We start from the raw sequence: 15,340 nt of genomic DNA, 5'->3' as shown, positions 1-15,340 counted from the left end.
TTATACGACCCCGCCGGCTGGTCGCCCGGGGGGGGGGAGGCCCCCCACCCCCCCCCCCCCCGCCCCACTGGAGACGCCTGCTGCCCCCTGCCCTGAGACAGTGGCGGAGAGGAAGCCGTTGTAACGTTCCACCTGCTGCTCGCCCACCGTCCACCGCGTACGAGCAAACGCCGAGAAGGGAACCGACTGCCCCTGGCTGCCGATCACCCGAAGGTCGCTGACATCCTCGGCGCGCATGCGCTGCGCGGCATCCGCCTGTACGAATACCCGCAGCACGTTGCCCTGGCGGACAAAGTCATTCACGTATGCCGACCCGAACAGAATCCCCAATGCCTGGTTGGCCTGGCTCAGCGGCACCCCGAGCGCCCGCGCCTGGGTGCGGTCGATATCCACGAACAACTGTGGGGCGCGTGGCATGCCCTCGGGGCGAACGCCAGCCAGCAACGGACTGGCTGCCGCCTGCGCGGTCATCGTCATCGCCGCAGCGGTCAACCCGCTGCTGCCGACTCCGGCGCGATCCTCCAGCTTCATGCTGAAACCCGATGCATTTCCCAGTGCCTGGATCGCCGGTGGATTGAGCGCGAACACCTGGGCTTGTGGAATCTGCGAGAACGCGGCGTTCATCCGTTGCGCGAGCGCCATTGCGCCCTGCTCGCGGCCACCGCGCTCGGCCCACGGATGCAGGTCGACGAACGACATGCCCACCGCCTGGCCCTGGCCAAAAAAGCTGAAGCCAACCACCGTGGCCACATTGCGCACCTCCGGCTGCCGTCTGAGGATCGCTTCGGCCTGCTCGGCAGCGGCACGGGTGCGTGCCATGGTGGCCCCGGGTGCGGCGTTATAGGCCACGAACAGGTAGCCCTGATCTTCATCTGGCAGAAAGCCACCTGGAAGCCGCAGATACAACAGCGCGGTCAACACCACCACGATCACGAACACCGCGATCCACAGCCACGGCCGCAGCAGCATCCGCCCCACGCCAGCGGCGTAGCCACGGCTGCTGCGCTCCAGGCCGTTGTTGATGGACGCAAACAGACGCTGCACAACGCCATTGCGCCCGGTGTCGCTGCGCGGCCGGAGCATCGCCGCGCAGATCGCCGGTGCCAGGGTCAGCGACAGTACCGTCGAGACCACCAGTGACACGCTCAGGGTCACCGCGAATTGCCGGTAGATGCCGCCGGCCGAACCCGGAAAGAACCCCATCGGAATGAACACCGCCAGCAGTACCAGGGTGGTGGCGATGATCGCCCCGCTCAGCTGGCCCATGGCCTTGGCGGTCGCATCCGGTGCGGGAAGATCTTCCTCGCGCATGATCCGTTCCACGTTCTCGACGATCACAATCGCGTCGTCGTTGAGGATGCCAATCGCCACCACCATCGCAAACAGCGACAGCAGGTTGATGGACACGCCCAGCGCCAGCAGACCGACACAGGCCCCCAGCAGCGAAATCGGCACCACCAGCGTCGGCAGGAACATCGCCCGCCAGCTCTGCAGGAACAGCAGCACCACCACCGACACCAGCAGCATCGACTGGACCATGGTCAGGGCGACGCCGCGTACCGATTCGGTGATGAAGGGCGTGGTGTCGAACGGGGTTACCCAGACCATGCCCTCGGGAAAGCTGGTCTCCAACTGCTGCAGGCGCTCGCGCACGGCGGTCGCGGCGGCAAGGGCATTGGCGCCGGATGCCAACGACACCGCGAGGCCGGCGGTGGGACGGCCATTGAGACTGAGGTTGAACGCATAGGTATCCTGCCCCAGTTCGACCCGGGCGACGTCGCCCACGCGCACGGTAGCCGCACCTGGCGTGGCGCGCAGGATCACCTGGCGGAACTGTTCGGGCGTGCTGAAGCGGCCGCGCAGCACGATCTGCGCAGTGGTTTCGGTCTCGGCCGTGGTCGGCTGCAAGCCGAGTCCACCACCGGCGGTCTGGGCATTCTGCTCACGGATCGCAGCCATCACCTCGCCCGGCGCGATGCCGTAGCTCAGCAGTTTCTCGCGGTCCAGCCAGATCCGCATGGCATAGCTGGAGCCAAACAGGGAAACGTCTCCTACGCCATGCAGGCGACGCAGTTCATCGGCGACGTTGTTGGCAGCGAAGTCCCCGAGCTCCAGCGCCGAGTACTGGTCACCCTCGGACTGCAGCGCAATCAGCATCAGGAACCCATTGCTGGCCTGGGTGACACGCACCCCCATCTGCCGCACTTCGTCAGGCAGACGCGGCTCCACCCGTGCCAGGCGATCCTGTAGCTGCGCGCGTGCCACGTCCAGGTCGGTACCACTGCGATAGGTGACCCGGATCTGCGCGGTGCCGTTGGCACGGCTGGTGGAGGACATGAACAGAAAGTCGTCCACTCCATTGAGTTCATTCTCGATCACCGACGTTACGGTGCGGTCCAAGGTCTGCGCGTCTGCGCCGACGAAGGTGGCCGAAATACTCAATGACGGAGGGGCCACATCGGGGTACTGCTCCACCGGCAACCGGCTCAGCGCAATCGCACCGAACAGAATCGCAAACACGGCAATCACCCAGGCCAACACCGGGCGGTCGACGAAATAGCGGTTCATCGCGGCGCATCCTTGGGCTTCGCCACGCTGACCGGTTGCCCCGGCTGGATCTTGTGCCAGCCATCCACGATCACCCGCTCCCCGGGCTTCAGCCCCGACTGCACCACCCACCGCCCGCCTGACTGCCCGGCCAGCATCACCGGCCGTCGCATCGCGATGCCCTCGTCGTTGACGACCATCACGCTGGATTCGTCTTCGCCCATCTGGACGGCACGCTCCGGCAGGCTGATCCCATTCGGCACCATGCCCACGCTCAGGATGCCGCGTACAAACTGGCCCGGCAGCAGACGCCCATCGCCATTGGGCAGGCGTGCACGCAGCGTGCGACTGCCGGTGGCCGGATCGATCGCGGTTTCGCTGAAGTCCAGTACCCCCGGGGTGGACACAGGTGAGCCGTCATCCAGCAGTACCGTCACCGGCACCTTGCGGTCATCGGCCAGCACCACGCGTCCCGCTGCAATTCCCCGCTCCAGTTCGTTCATGGCGATATGCGAGGGATTGAAGATCACGAAGACCGGATCGAGCTGGTCGATCCGGGTCAGCAGCGTGGCCCCGGCGGCGCTGACCAGCGCCCCCTCGCTGACCTGCGCCCGACCGGCACGCCCGGCGATGGGCGCACGCACAGTGGCGTGGTCCAGCTGCAGGGTGGCCCGGTCGACGGCCGCCTGCGCCTCCAGGAGTGCCGCATCCGCCTGCCGGAACGACGCCTGCGCCGACTCGTACTCCTGCACGCTGACTGCCTTGCGCTGCACCAGCGCTGACAACCGCGAGCGCAGTGCGGCCGTCTGCGCACGTGCGGCCTTGGCCGAGGCCAACGAGGCACGCGCCTGTTGCAGCCGTGCCTGCAGGTCGCGCGGGTCGATACGGAAGAGCGGTGCATTGGCGGCAACGTCGGTACCGTCCACATACAGCTGGCGCTCGACGATGCCGTCGGCGCGCGCACGCACTTCGGCCGAACGCGCCGCCTCAACCCGGCCGGGCAGCTCAACCAGATTGGGCACGGCCTGCGCGGTCACGGTTTCAACGTCCACCCGCACAGGGGGGCGCTGACCGGCGGCTGGCCCGTCCTCACGTCCGCAACCGGCCAGCGCCACGGTCAACACGATCCACCACGGCCAGCTGCCTGCCCTGGATCGACGGATACCCATCGCAGGCACCTCCGCGCTGTTAGAAGGCCACTGCGTCGCGGATCAACGGGCAGGTCATGCAGTGCCCGCCGCCACGCCCGCGCCCAAGTTCGGCACCGACAATGCTGATCACCTCGATGCCTTCCTTGCGCAGGCCGGTGTTGGTGGCGGTACTGCGGTCGTACGCCACCACGACGCCTGGCGACATCGCCACCAGGTTGTTGCCGCTGTCCCACTGCGAGCGCTCCGCGGCATAGCGGTCGCCACCGGATTCGACAATGCGCAGCTTCTTGAAGCCGAGCGCCTGGGCAACCACATCATTGAAGTGGCCCTTCTCGAACACGATCTCAAAGCCCGGCTCCTTGTCGCTGGGGTACAGCGAGACCGGATGGATCTGGTCGACAATGCCGGGGAACACCGTGACCACGTCACGGTCGGCGAAGGTGAACACCGTGTCCAGGTGCATCGCCGAGCGCAGTTTTGGCATGACCGCGACGATGATCCGGGTCGCTGCCTTGCTCTTGAACAGCGACTGCGCCAGCTGGGTGATGGCAGTGCGCGAGGTGCGTTCGCTCATGCCGATCAACACGATGCCGTTGCCGGCAATCAGCACGTCTCCGCCTTCCAGAGTGGCATTGCCATGGTCGACGGTGGGGTCACCGAACCAGATCGGGAAATCCGCCGAGGCGAAATCCGGGTGGAACTTGTAGATCGACGTGGTGAGAATGGTCTCTTCGTGCCGCGCCGGCCAGTACAGGGGATTCAGGGTTACACCCTGGTATATCCAGCAGGTGGTGTCGCGGGTGTACAGCGTGTTCGGCAGCGGTGGCAGCAGGTAGCCCACCAGGTCGGGCACCTCGCGCACGGCCTGCAGCGTGGGTCCACTGAAATCCTCGGGCAGGTCAACCACGCTGAGACCGCCGATCAGCACTTCGGCCAGCCTCCGCGCGGGCAAGCCCTGCAGGTAGGAGCGGACCTCGGACATGAACTCCACGCCCACTTCATTGGCGTTGATCTGATGGTCCAGGATCCAGTTGCGCGCTTCCTCGATCTCGACAGTCTCAGCGAGAAGGTTGTGCATCTCCACTACCTCCACACCGCGATCACGCATCTTCGACATGAAATCGAAATGGTCACGCTTGGCGTTGTCGACCCAGATCACATCGTCAAACAGCAGTTCGTCCTTGTTGCGCGGTGTCAGTCGCATGTGCGCCAGCCCGGGCGCGCACACCATCACTTTGCGCAAGGTTCCAACTTCGGAGTGGACGCCATAAACAGGGGCGTTGGACATGGGAGCTTCTCCGCGACGGTAGATGAATTGATCCTAGCCGCCGAAGACACGCATGCGACCGCACGTACGTAGAAAGCAGTAGAAATACCGAGAGAGGCTGCCGAAAACACTGAATGCGAGCGTGCACATCGACGCGCATACTGCGCTCACACGCTGACACCGTCCGCGCCCGACGCACCCGTTTCCCTGTTGTTGGAGACCCATCATGAAGCTTCGGTTGCTTACCGTTCCCGCCCTGCTCGTATCCGCCCTGCTGGCCGGGGCCTGCTCCACCCACACGACACCCAGCACCTTCAACCGCTCCGAGGTGGGGCGCGCCCAGGCGGTGGAATGGGGCACCATCCAAGCCATTCGTGATGTCCAGATCCAGAACGATTCGCGCGGTGTCGCCACGGTCACCGGTGCGGCCATCGGCGGTATCGCCGGCAGCACGCTGGGAGGCGGACGTCGCGCCAACGCCGTGGGTGCCATCGCCGGTGCCGCTGCAGGCGGTGCGGCCGGCAATGCGTTGTCGCGCTCTGCCCGCAACGGCGTCGAGATCACCGTGCAGCTGGAGAATGGCCGTACTGTCGCGGTTGCGCAGGATGGCAGCTCCGCCGACTATCGTGTCGGCGACCGCGTCCGCGTCTCCAGCGATGGCGTCACCACCCGGGTCAGCCGCTGAAGACCCATGCGCGCCTTCCTGCTCCCGATGGCGGTGGTGGCCGGCGCACTCGCGCTGGGCGGGTGCGCCACCTCGCCGTCGATGACCACCGACGAGCGGATTGCCCTGTACTTCCAGCACGCCGGCCCACCCGTGCCTTCGTTCCGTCTGACCCGCTTTGTGCGCCAGACCCAGTGGACACCGCTGGGTGATCGCGCCCTGGCGGTCTGGACGAGCCAAAGCCGCGGGCACCTGCTGCAGCTGCGTGGACGCTGCCCCGGCCTGGCCATTGCACACACCGTGCAGATCAGCAACTCATTCGGCACCGTCAATGCGCGCTGGGACAGCGTCACGCCGCGCACCGTCAGTGTGGCCATGCCGCAGTCCTGCCGCATCGTGCAGATCCGGCCGCTGGACGGCACCGGCCTGCGCGATGCGCGGCGCGAGATGCGCGCCACCGTCTACGCGGACCGTCCGGCGGATGTGGTCGAAGACAACGGACCGGATGTCAGTGACCGTCCCGGCGACTACCTGCCCACCCAGGAGCCGTGATGGGGGCGGTGCGCCGCATTCTGGCCCGCTCCATGTCCCGCAGCCTGTTCGATGCGCGCTGGATCATGGCTCCGTTCTACTTCGGCCTGGTGGTGGCCCTGTTGCTGCTGCTGTGGGTGTTCCTGCGTGAGCTGGTCGAGCATCTGCTGCGAATCGCCTCGTTGGGTCCGGTGGATGCGGTGCTGCTTGCGCTCGCCCTGATCGACCTGTCGCTGGTGGCCAACCTGCTGCTGATCGTGATTCTGGCCGGATACGAGAACTTCGTGGCCCGCATCGAATCCGGCCATGAACGTCGCCCGGCCTGGATGGGCACGGTAGATTTCGCCGGCATGAAGATGAAGCTGATGGGCTCGATCACTGCCATCTCAGCCATCGCGCTGCTGCGCATCTTCATGAAGCTGGAGGAAGGCAAGCCGGTCGACCCGGACGTGCTGCGCTGGATGGCGATCCTGCATTGCGTCCTGCTGCTCTCCGCCGTGGTGTTGGCGGTGACCGACCGCCTGGCGCGCGGCCCGGTGCCGCGTATCGATGCAGCGGATGACCCTCAACCACCCCCTCGAGCCTGATCGATCTGCGCCAGCCGCCGCGCATCCAGGCGTCGTTGCAGCTGCGCCACGGTATCGGCGTCCATGTCTTCCAGCCCCAGAACGGACTGCCAACCAAGCACGTAATGCGCCGGCGCGAACACATGTCCATACCCCATCGGGGTGCGGTCGGCCAGCAGCATGTCCAAGGCCAGCTGCAGCATGCTGACCAAGGGATACCAGCGCACCGCGCCGGCCACATCGGGGGCCCGCGGGCCCTCCATCCAGTCCGGCGCGCGCCATGCATCCTCGGGACGGAAGAAGGTGATGGCGTCGCTGCCATATTGCAGATACACCACCCGCATCCTTCCCCAGGGTGCCGTCAGTGGAACCGGGCTGCCCTGCTGGTTCATGAAACGCACACTGCGGCTGTCACGGAACACTGGACGCCACTCCGGCGTACCGGGGACACGCGCATCGGTGACCTGCCGCCAGTAGCGGGTGGCAAACGGGGGGCCGCTCCACAGCGCGCCGTCGATGGGCGTGTCGATCATGTCGAACAGGTTGACCGAACGCTCCGAATTCATTGCCCCCAGGCTCAGACCATGCACGAACAGACGCGGGCGGCGCTGCTCGGGCAACGTGCGCCAGTAACCGTAGACCTCGGCGAACAGCGCCTGCGCACTTTCCTGTCCGTATTCGGGTTCGACCAGCAGCGACAGTGGGCTGGAGAGGTACGAGTACTGCACCGCCACGCTGGCCACGTCACCGCGGAGCAGCACTTCCAGGCTGTCCACGGCGGCGGGGTCGACCCAGCCGGTACCGGTCGGGGTGATCACCACCAGCACGCTGCGCTCAAACCCGCCTTGTCGCTGCAGCTCGCGCAGCGCCAGCCGCGCACGCGCCGCGGCCGTGTCTGCTGCCGGCAACCCGACGTACACCCGCAGCGGCCGCAGTGCAGGCTTGCCGGTCAATGCGGTGATCTCTTCAGCACCCGGACCACTGCTGGCGTAGTCTCGCCCGGCCCGGCCCATCTGCTCCCAGCTCACCCACGAACCGGGCCCTCCGGTGCTGTTGAGTGTCGTGGGCGGCTGCTGCTCCGGTGGGATCAACGCATCGGCCTGACGAAACGACGCATCGGCCAGATGCAGCGCACCGCGCAGCAGCACGCCGTTGGCCAGGAATACAAACAGCACCACCGCCACCCCGACACCGAGCAGGCCTGCCACCGGTGCCGGCAGCCGTCGTCGCGCCGCAGCGCCGACGCGCCGCGCCACCCAGAGAAACGCACGCCCGATCGCCAGCAGTGCCGCAAACGTCAGCAGCGCGATCAGCAACAGTCGCAGCGAGTAAGACTGCTCCATCGGAGCCAACCCCGTTACCGCCCGCACCGCGTCCTGCCACGGCCGTACCCACCAGACCAGCATCGCGCAGATCGCCAGGCATACTGCCGGTAGCCAGCGCAGCCAACGATGCAGCCGCCCTTGCCCGGCCTCCGGCAACTGCAGCACCCGCCATGCCGCGGACAGCGCGACACCCAGCAGGTACCCGACCCCGAAACAGAAGCCACTGAGCAGCCCTTGGGCGATGTACCCGCGCGGCACCAGACTCGGGGTCAGTGACGCCATGAAACACAGCGCGCCGATGACCTCGCCGGTGCGGCACAACGGGCCGCGCCAGGGCACCGCCCAGCGTCGCAGCCACCGCTGTGTCCGGGCCAGCGGTGCCGTCATCACAATCGCAGCCTGCCCGTGCCCAACGCCAACAGCGCGCTGACCGCCATCGCGGCGAGCAGGCCGAGCACCACGGCTTCGCCACGCCCGAACGCCACCCCACGGTGCCGCTGCCATGCCCAGAACAACACCGCGCCCGGCAGGTACAGCAGGCTCGACAACAGCAGATAGCGGCTACCGCCCGCCAGCAGCATCGCCGCGGTATACACGCTGGCGGCTCCGGCAATCCAGCGCATCGTCGCTGCGGGCGCGGCATCGCCACCGCCGTGCCCGGCCAGCGCAAGCTTCAGCTGATACGCCGCCACCAGGAAATACGGCACCAGCGTCATCGCACTGGTCATCATCAGCGCCAGGGTAAAGGCGTACTCGGCGAACCAGCTCACCAGCAGGAACACCTGGATGACGGCATTGGTCAGCCATAGCGCGGTGCTGGGGACCCCGGCCTTGTTCTCACCCGCCAGCGCCCGCGGCATCGCGTCGTTGAGCGCGGCCGAATGCAGTACTTCGGCCGCCAGCAGCGACCAGGACAGATAGTTGCCCAGCACCGACACCAGCAGCCCGACACTGATGAACACCGCGCCCCAGCGGCCGGCGACCGCCTCCATGACCCCGGCCATCGACGGATTGCGCAGCGCCGCCAGGTCCGGTCGCAGCAGGATGCCGTAGGACAACACCGTCACCATCACCAGCAGGCACAGGACGCCCAGAAACCCGGCCACGGTGGCAATACCCACATCCGCGCGGCGGCGGGCATAGCGCGAGTAGACGCTGGCCCCTTCGATGCCCACGAACACGAACACGGTCAGCAACAGCGTTCCGCGCACCTGCCGCAGCAACGTGTCCGCGCCGGGCGGGTCACCGCCCCACAGGTTGAACGCGAACACGTCCGCGCGCACGCCCTGCACCACGAACACCAGGAATACCGCCAGAGGCACCAGCTTGGCCACAGTCGCCACGGTGTTCAGGAACGCGGCCTCCTTGATTCCGCGCAGGATCAGGAAGTGGAATCCCCACAGCAGCAGCGACGCAGACACGATCGACAGCAGGTTGCTGCCGTCACCGAAGGCTGGAAAGAACAGCCCCAGCGTGGCCTTGATCAGAATCAGGCAGGCCACGTCGGCGAGGCAGCAACCCAACCAGTAGCCCACTGCCGACAGAAGTCCGGCGAAGTCGCCAAAGCCGGCGCGCGCGTACGCATAGATGCCGGTATCCAGGTCCGGCCGTACGCGTGACAGCGACTGGAAGACCAGTGCCAGCATCAGCATTCCACCGCCGGCAATCGCCCACGCCAGCAGCGCGCCGTAGATGCCGGTCCGGGTGGCGAACGCGGCCGGCAACGCGAAGATGCCCGACCCGATCATCGAGCCGACCACCAGCGCGGTCAGCTCGAGCAGGCTCAATGTACGGCGGTCGGAAGGCGGACTCATCGCCGTGGCCGTGGTGGCTGCCCGGGGTCAGATCTGGATGTAGCCGGTGGCAATCCAGTAGATGCCCACGGCCGCTGCGATCACCGCCAGCGCCAGAATCACCACGTCTGACGGCTTGTTGAACACCCTGGCCCCCTGCTCCCGCCGCGCCCACAGGTACAGCAGGCTGCCGGGCGCATACAGCACCGCCGACAGCACGATGAACTCAATGCCGCCCGCGTACAGCAGGAACGTGGTGTAGATCGTGGCGAGCACGGCCAGGATCAGGTCGCGGTTGCGTTCCTGCGGGCGCACGTCATAGGTCTCGCCCCGCCGCGTCACCTGCAGGCCATACGCGGCGACCAGCAGGAACGGGATCAGCGACATCGCGCTGGTCAGGTTGAGCATCAGCGAGAACGCGTCCCGCGACCAGTAGGTGCTGATCACGATCAGCTGGATGATGATGTTGGTGGCCCACAACGCCGCCGAGGGCACCCCGTTGGCGTTCTCACGCGCGAACACCTTGGGCATGTCACGGGTACGCGCGGCCGCCGACAGCACCTCCGCGCAGATCAGCGACCAGGTCAGGTAAGCACCCAGCACCGAGACCAGCAGCCCCACACTGACGAACACCGCGCCCCAGTGCCCGACCACCGCCTCCAGCAGCGCCGCCATCGACGGCTGGCGCATGGCGGCGATGTCCGCCCTCGGAATGACCGCATAGGGCAGCAGGGTCACCAGCACCATCAGCGTGGTCACCACCAGGAACCCGGTCACCGTCGCCGCGCCCACGTCCGAACGGTCCTTGGCATAGCGCGAGTACACGCTGGCACCTTCAATGCCGAGAAACACGAACACCGTGACCAGCATGGTCGCCCGCACCTGATCGAAGATGCTGCCGGTCAGGTCGCCGCCATAGAAGTTGAGCTGGAACATGTCCATCTTGAAGGCGAACACCATGATCGCCAGGAACACCAGGATGGGAATCACCTTGGCGATGGTGACGATCTTGTTGATCGCCGCCGCCTGCTGTACGCCACGCAGGATCATGAAATGGAACAGCCAGATCCCGACCGACGCCACCAGAATAGCCACCACCGTGTTGCCGTCACCGAATACCGGGAAAAACGCGCCCAGTGTTGACTTGATCAGCACCCAGTAGGAGACATTGCCGATACAGCTGCCGATCCAGTAGCCGAACGCGGACAAAAAGCCGGGATAGTCGCCGAATCCTTCCTTGGCATAGGCGAACACACCAGCATCGAGTGCCGGCTTGCGTTCTGCCAGCATCTGGAAGACGCGCGCCAGCGTGTACATGCCCAGGCCGGCAATCAGCCAGGCCACCACCGCGCCCAGGGGCCCGGTCGCGCCCGCGAAGGTCCGCGGCAACGAGAAAATGCCTGCCCCGATCATGCCGCCCACCACCATGGCGGTCAGCTGGGCGCGCGTCATCTTGACGACAGTGGAATTCATGACAGCCACCGGTATTCAGCAAGAGCGTGCAACCGATCATGCAGGAACCGTCGTGGCGGGGCGTCAGTAGTTCTACGCAGGAAACTACGGTCCGGCGCTGCGACACCCTGCCGCAGGCGTTTCGTGCGCGGGCTTGACCAATGTCATGTGGGCGCGCTCCGGGATTTCGCATGCTGGCGCTGTACCGATACCCCTACTTCACCAGGAGCCCCCCCATGGACTACGCCCCCGACACCGCCCAGCTGCTGACCGCCGTGCAGAACGTGATGGTCATCTCCACCACCGACCTGCAGGGCAACATCACCTATGCCAACGACCTGTTCTGCACCCTGACCGGCTTCCAGCGCGAAGAGCTGATCGGCCAGCCGCACAGCATCGTCCGCCACCCGGACGTCCCCAAGGCGGTGTACAAGGACATGTGGGACACGATCAAGGCCGGGAAGACGTGGACCGGGATCGTGCCGAACCTGGGCAAGGGCGGCGTGCTCTATGTCGTCGATACCACCGTACAGCCGCTGTTCGACACCGACGGCCAGATCAACGGCTACATCAGCATCCGGCGTGTGGTGAACGACCTGATGACGCAGTTCGATGCGGTGGAATTCAGCAAGGAGAAGTTCGACGACTTCTACGAGGCTGCCTGATCATGAACGCCATCCGCCGCGTGCTGGTCGGCTATGGCTCCGAATCCGGCAATGCGCGCGAACTGGCGCACCGCCTCGGCAGCTATCCGGCACTGACCTCGCACACACCGCAGGTCCTGCCCTTCAATGAGATCGACGTCCACAGTCTCAGTGCCGGGGACGTGCTGCTGGCGGTCTCCAGCTCCTTCGGGGACGGCGAGCCGCCGGCCAATGCCGAGCGCTTTACCGAGGCACTGCGCCAGCACCCCGCCCTGCCCGGTCTGCGCTACGCGGTGTTTGGCCTCGGTGACACCGGCTATCCCCGCTTCTGTGGATTCACCAAGGGACTGGATGCCCTGCTGGGTGAGAAGCAGGCCCGGCCGCTCCTGCACCGTGTGGACGCTGACGCCGGCTACGAAGGCTTCTTCCAGCAATGGGCACCTGTCTTGGGAGCCGTGCTGAACGGCGATACGGATGCAGGTCGCGACCTGCGCCTGCAGGTCAGCGCCTACAACGCCGAGGACGCCTTCACCGCCCCGATACTTGAGCGCCGGCGGCTCAGCCTCAGTGACCCCGCGGCCTGGCACGTCGAGCTGGACCTGCGGGGCAGCGGCATGCACTGGCGTGCCGGGGACACCCTGCACGTGGTGCCGCAGAACGACCCGGCGCTGCTGCAGGCGATCGCGGACTGGTACGGGGACCCCGCCGCGATCGAACAGCTGCGTCATCGTGAGCTGCGCCAGCTGGGCAAGGGACTGCTGCGCGATCTGGCCCGGATGAGCGGCAGCGAGACGCTCAAAAACCTGCTCAAGTCCACCCAGCGCGCTGCACTGGACAGCTATCTGCACGGTGCCGACCTGCTGGACGTACTGAGCGACCACGCCAGCCCGGACAGCGTGCCATTGGCGGCCTTGCTGGAACGACTTTCACCGTGCCTGCCTCGTGCGTACTCCATCGCCTCCAGTGGTGGCGACAGCGTGGCCTTGTGCATCCGCGAAGTCCGCTACGTCCGTAATGGACGTGAGCGGGTGGGTACCGCTACGTCCGGGCTGGTGCAAAGCGACGCAGGGGCCCGGGTGTACTGCCGCTCCAATCCGGGTTTTCATCTGGTCACCGACCCGGCCACGCCATTGCTGATGGTCGGTACTGGAACCGGAATTGCCCCCTTGATGGGCCTGGTGCAGGAACTGGCCGCGGTTGGCGCGCCGCGCGAAGTCCATCTGGTGTTCGGCGAGAAACATCGTGCGCGCGACTTCCTCTACCAGCGACAGCTGCAGGAGTGGGTGCAGGCCGGCACGATCACGCGCCTGCACACCGCGTTCTCGCGTGACAGTGCCGACAAGTACTACGTGCAGCACGCTTTGGCCGAACCGGAGACCGGCGTCCAAGAGCTGATCGCGCGTGGCGCGCATGTGTACGTGTGCGGCAACAAGCGGCACCTGGAGGGTTCCGTGCGGGACACGATCAACGCGCTGTGTCCGTTGCCGGGGGCGCCGTCCGATACCTGGAGCCGGCTGCGCGCGGAGGGCCGACTGCACTGCGAGCTGTACTGATCCCGGCTCTACGGGGCCGCGGCGAGCGTTTGCAGGCGTTCGGGTTGCAGCAGCTCAATCTCGCGCTGGTTCACCGCGATCACCTGCTCGTCGCTGAGCCGGCGCAGCACCCGGCTGGTGGTTTCAGGGGCCATGCGCAGGTAGTTGGCGATATCCAGCTTGGTCATGGTCAGGTTGAAGCGCGTTGCCGAGAAGCCCCGCTGCGCATAGCGCTCCGAAAGGTCCAGCAGGAACGCGGCCAGGCGTGCGTCGGCACGATGATTTGCCGCGAGCGTGGTCACCTTGCCGATTTCAGCACTGAGCAGGCTGAACAGTCGCGCCTGCAGCCCGGGCATGCGCCCGGCCAGCACGCTCATCTTCGGAAATGAAAAACGGCACAGGTAGACGGTATCCAGCGCCACCGCGTTGCATGGATAGCGCGCGCCATGAATGGCATTGAGGCCGATCACCTCGCCCGGCAGACTGAAGCCCAGCACCTGCTCCACACCCTGGCTGTCGATGATGAAGGTCTTGACCATGCCCGCGCGCACGGCGGCGATCGCATCAAACGGATCGCCGGCACGGAACAGGTACTCGCCCGCCTTGAACGGGCCCACGTGATCGACCAGCACGTGCAGCTCCCCCAGCGCCTGCTTGTCATACCCCTGCGACATGCACGCCTCGGAGAACGCACAGGTACTGCAGAAATGCAGGGCGTCCCCGTCATCAGCCGCCGCCGGGTTCGGCGTGGCTGCCCTTGGCACCTGTCGCGTCACGGATCAGCGAGCCGCCAGTGCGAAGTCCAGGCCGGCACGTACCGCCGCGACCTGGGCCGCATTGCACTCTTCGGGGCTGGTGCGGGGGCTGTCCGGGTACACCTCGGTAGTGGTGGCAAAGCGGGCATCGGTAAAGCCTGCGCAGGCACCGATCGAGCGCGATTCACCCCATACCACGCCCGGCGACTGCAGCGGCAATCCCACCAGGTGCCCCTGCGCATCCGCGGGGGCGATATGGGTGATCGGCTCCACTGCGGCAATCAGTGCCTTCTGGAAGCCGTGCTCGGGATTTTCGCTGTTGCCGATTACATAGAAACCATCGGGGATGGTCTCCGGCACCCAGGCCTTGCCATCGCGCGACGCCAGCGCCGGATCGAACTCATGGGCATCGCTGTCGGTGGTTTCGTGCAGGTCCAGGTGCACCCACGGCGTGATGCCTTGGGCGCTGACCCAGTTCATCAGCGCGGCCGACTCCACGATCAGGCCGCCATTGCGGAAACTGCGATTGGGATCCACGGCATCATGGTTCCAGCGCTGGATACGCTCGTAGCCCCACGGGCATACGCAAGGGACCACCACCAGATTGATTCGTCCATTGTACTCAGCGGCATGCTGCTGCAGGAACTGCAGCGCACCATGCACACCGCTTGTCTCATAGCCATGCACGCCGCCGGTCACCAGCGCCGTGGGCAGGCTGGCATCCCACTCGCGACTGATCACCGCCAGCAGCGGATAGCGGTCCGGGCCGGTCTCCAGTTCGCCGTACTGCACCGCCTCCAACGAGGCAGGCAAAGCACGGACCACATCGACAACGTCGCGTGCGTGGCTGCGCTGCACGATCTGCCGCTGACGCCACTGCGTACGCTCGTCGTCACCCCAGGGTTGTCCGGGGGTACCCACCGGATAGAAATGCGAAGTCGTCATGGAGCGGTCTTCCAGTTGCGCCGTTTCCCCCATTGTAGCGACACACCCTGCATGCCGTCGGAAGACCAAAAAAAGGGAGCCGGCGAACCGGCTCCCCCCCCCGCGTCATGCGGCCTGCACTTCCTCATAACCGGTAAAGCGCATGTCACTGGACGCACGCCCCGGGGG

At 66.2% G+C, this 15,340-nt stretch carries 13 protein-coding genes; 5 read left to right on the top strand and 8 right to left on the bottom strand.

The annotated features are described in order from the left end of the window. The 3 genes from QMX83_RS14525 to arcA are packed head-to-tail and all read right to left on the bottom strand — an operon-like array spanning nucleotide 1 to nucleotide 4,986. A complete protein-coding gene (locus QMX83_RS14525; protein WP_282297357.1) occupies nucleotides 1–2,568 on the bottom strand; it encodes an efflux RND transporter permease subunit in 2,568 nt (855 codons plus the stop codon). Next, nucleotides 2,565–3,716, bottom strand: a complete 1,152-nt coding sequence (locus QMX83_RS14520; protein ID WP_282297356.1) for an efflux RND transporter periplasmic adaptor subunit — start codon at nucleotides 3,714–3,716, stop codon at nucleotides 2,565–2,567. The genes QMX83_RS14525 and QMX83_RS14520 overlap by 4 nt, the downstream gene beginning before the upstream one ends. 19 nt (nucleotides 3,717–3,735) lie before the next feature. Continuing rightward, a complete protein-coding gene (gene arcA / locus QMX83_RS14515) occupies nucleotides 3,736–4,986 on the bottom strand; it encodes an arginine deiminase (RefSeq protein ID WP_282297355.1) in 1,251 nt (416 codons plus the stop codon). Nucleotides 4,987–5,191: 205 nt separating this feature from the next. Here arcA and QMX83_RS14510 point away from each other — a divergent pair, with 205 nt between their 5' ends. From QMX83_RS14510 to QMX83_RS14500, 3 genes are read left to right on the top strand one after another with little or no spacing between them, the layout of a single operon-like run. After that, nucleotides 5,192–5,650, top strand: a complete 459-nt coding sequence (locus tag QMX83_RS14510) for a hypothetical protein (protein ID WP_282297354.1) — start codon at nucleotides 5,192–5,194, stop codon at nucleotides 5,648–5,650. 6 nt (nucleotides 5,651–5,656) lie between these two features. Continuing rightward, nucleotides 5,657–6,181, top strand: a complete 525-nt coding sequence (locus QMX83_RS14505; RefSeq protein WP_282297353.1) for a DUF6491 family protein — start codon at nucleotides 5,657–5,659, stop codon at nucleotides 6,179–6,181. 32 nt (nucleotides 6,182–6,213) lie between these two features. Further along, nucleotides 6,214–6,747 (top strand): YqhA family protein, encoded by a 534-nt coding sequence (locus QMX83_RS14500; protein ID WP_282297352.1) that lies wholly within the window; start codon nucleotides 6,214–6,216, stop codon nucleotides 6,745–6,747. On the opposite strand, the gene QMX83_RS14495 is transcribed toward QMX83_RS14500, so the two are convergent. Genes QMX83_RS14495 through QMX83_RS14485 form a run of 3 tightly spaced genes read right to left on the bottom strand, consistent with a single transcriptional unit; the run spans nucleotide 6,726 to nucleotide 11,317 of the window. Further along, nucleotides 6,726–8,438, bottom strand: coding sequence for an alpha/beta-hydrolase family protein (locus tag QMX83_RS14495; protein ID WP_282297351.1), 1,713 nt, complete (start codon nucleotides 8,436–8,438; stop codon nucleotides 6,726–6,728). The genes QMX83_RS14500 and QMX83_RS14495 overlap by 22 nt on opposite strands. Beyond that, nucleotides 8,438–9,865 carry a basic amino acid/polyamine antiporter gene (locus QMX83_RS14490; protein WP_282297350.1) on the bottom strand — a complete coding sequence of 476 codons (1,428 nt, stop codon included), beginning with the start codon at nucleotides 9,863–9,865 and terminating at the stop codon, nucleotides 8,438–8,440. Before QMX83_RS14490 ends, QMX83_RS14495 begins: the two co-directional genes overlap by 1 nt. Before the next feature lie 27 nt (nucleotides 9,866–9,892). Next, nucleotides 9,893–11,317, bottom strand: a complete 1,425-nt coding sequence (locus QMX83_RS14485) for a basic amino acid/polyamine antiporter (protein WP_282297349.1) — start codon at nucleotides 11,315–11,317, stop codon at nucleotides 9,893–9,895. A 215-nt stretch (nucleotides 11,318–11,532) separates the two neighbouring features. Here QMX83_RS14485 and QMX83_RS14480 point away from each other — a divergent pair, with 215 nt between their 5' ends. After that, nucleotides 11,533–11,961, top strand: coding sequence for a PAS domain-containing protein (locus QMX83_RS14480; RefSeq protein ID WP_282297348.1), 429 nt, complete (start codon nucleotides 11,533–11,535; stop codon nucleotides 11,959–11,961). A gap of 2 nt (nucleotides 11,962–11,963) precedes the next feature. Continuing rightward, nucleotides 11,964–13,493: a sulfite reductase flavoprotein subunit alpha gene (locus tag QMX83_RS14475; RefSeq protein WP_282297347.1), complete on the top strand. Its 1,530-nt coding sequence runs from the start codon at nucleotides 11,964–11,966 to the stop codon at nucleotides 13,491–13,493. Between the two features lie 8 nt (nucleotides 13,494–13,501). On the opposite strand, the gene QMX83_RS14470 is transcribed toward QMX83_RS14475, so the two are convergent. Together QMX83_RS14470 and QMX83_RS14465 are read right to left on the bottom strand one after the other, a co-directional pair. Further along, entirely contained in the window at nucleotides 13,502–14,146 is a 645-nt protein-coding gene (locus QMX83_RS14470; RefSeq protein WP_282297346.1) for a helix-turn-helix domain-containing protein, read from the bottom strand. A gap of 105 nt (nucleotides 14,147–14,251) precedes the next feature. Beyond that, complete coding sequence (locus tag QMX83_RS14465; protein WP_282297345.1) at nucleotides 14,252–15,172, bottom strand: M14 family metallocarboxypeptidase; 921 nt, start codon at nucleotides 15,170–15,172, stop codon at nucleotides 14,252–14,254. Between the last annotated feature and the right edge of the window lie 168 nt (nucleotides 15,173–15,340).

The sequence above is a fragment of the Stenotrophomonas sp. PS02289 genome, from assembly GCF_029960115.1.
GTDB lineage: Bacteria > Pseudomonadota > Gammaproteobacteria > Xanthomonadales > Xanthomonadaceae > Stenotrophomonas.
Note: the sequence above shows the minus strand (reverse complement) of the source record. Positions and strands in the feature narration are given on the sequence as shown.

Excerpts from the sequence above, each read along its gene's own strand:
- QMX83_RS14525 (WP_282297357.1), bottom strand. The coding sequence starts at position 2,568 with ATGAACCGCTATTTCGTCGACCGCCCGGTGTTGGCCTGGGTGATTGCC.
- QMX83_RS14520 (WP_282297356.1), bottom strand. The coding sequence starts at position 3,716 with ATGGGTATCCGTCGATCCAGGGCAGGCAGCTGGCCGTGGTGGATCGTG.
- arcA (WP_282297355.1), bottom strand. The coding sequence starts at position 4,986 with ATGTCCAACGCCCCTGTTTATGGCGTCCACTCCGAAGTTGGAACCTTG.
- QMX83_RS14510 (WP_282297354.1), top strand. The coding sequence starts at position 5,192 with ATGAAGCTTCGGTTGCTTACCGTTCCCGCCCTGCTCGTATCCGCCCTG.
- QMX83_RS14505 (WP_282297353.1), top strand. The coding sequence starts at position 5,657 with ATGCGCGCCTTCCTGCTCCCGATGGCGGTGGTGGCCGGCGCACTCGCG.
- QMX83_RS14500 (WP_282297352.1), top strand. The coding sequence starts at position 6,214 with ATGTCCCGCAGCCTGTTCGATGCGCGCTGGATCATGGCTCCGTTCTAC.
- QMX83_RS14495 (WP_282297351.1), bottom strand. The coding sequence starts at position 8,438 with ATGACGGCACCGCTGGCCCGGACACAGCGGTGGCTGCGACGCTGGGCG.
- QMX83_RS14490 (WP_282297350.1), bottom strand. The coding sequence starts at position 9,865 with ATGAGTCCGCCTTCCGACCGCCGTACATTGAGCCTGCTCGAGCTGACC.
- QMX83_RS14485 (WP_282297349.1), bottom strand. The coding sequence starts at position 11,317 with ATGAATTCCACTGTCGTCAAGATGACGCGCGCCCAGCTGACCGCCATG.
- QMX83_RS14480 (WP_282297348.1), top strand. The coding sequence starts at position 11,533 with ATGGACTACGCCCCCGACACCGCCCAGCTGCTGACCGCCGTGCAGAAC.
- QMX83_RS14475 (WP_282297347.1), top strand. The coding sequence starts at position 11,964 with ATGAACGCCATCCGCCGCGTGCTGGTCGGCTATGGCTCCGAATCCGGC.
- QMX83_RS14470 (WP_282297346.1), bottom strand. The coding sequence starts at position 14,146 with ATGTCGCAGGGGTATGACAAGCAGGCGCTGGGGGAGCTGCACGTGCTG.
- QMX83_RS14465 (WP_282297345.1), bottom strand. The coding sequence starts at position 15,172 with ATGACGACTTCGCATTTCTATCCGGTGGGTACCCCCGGACAACCCTGG.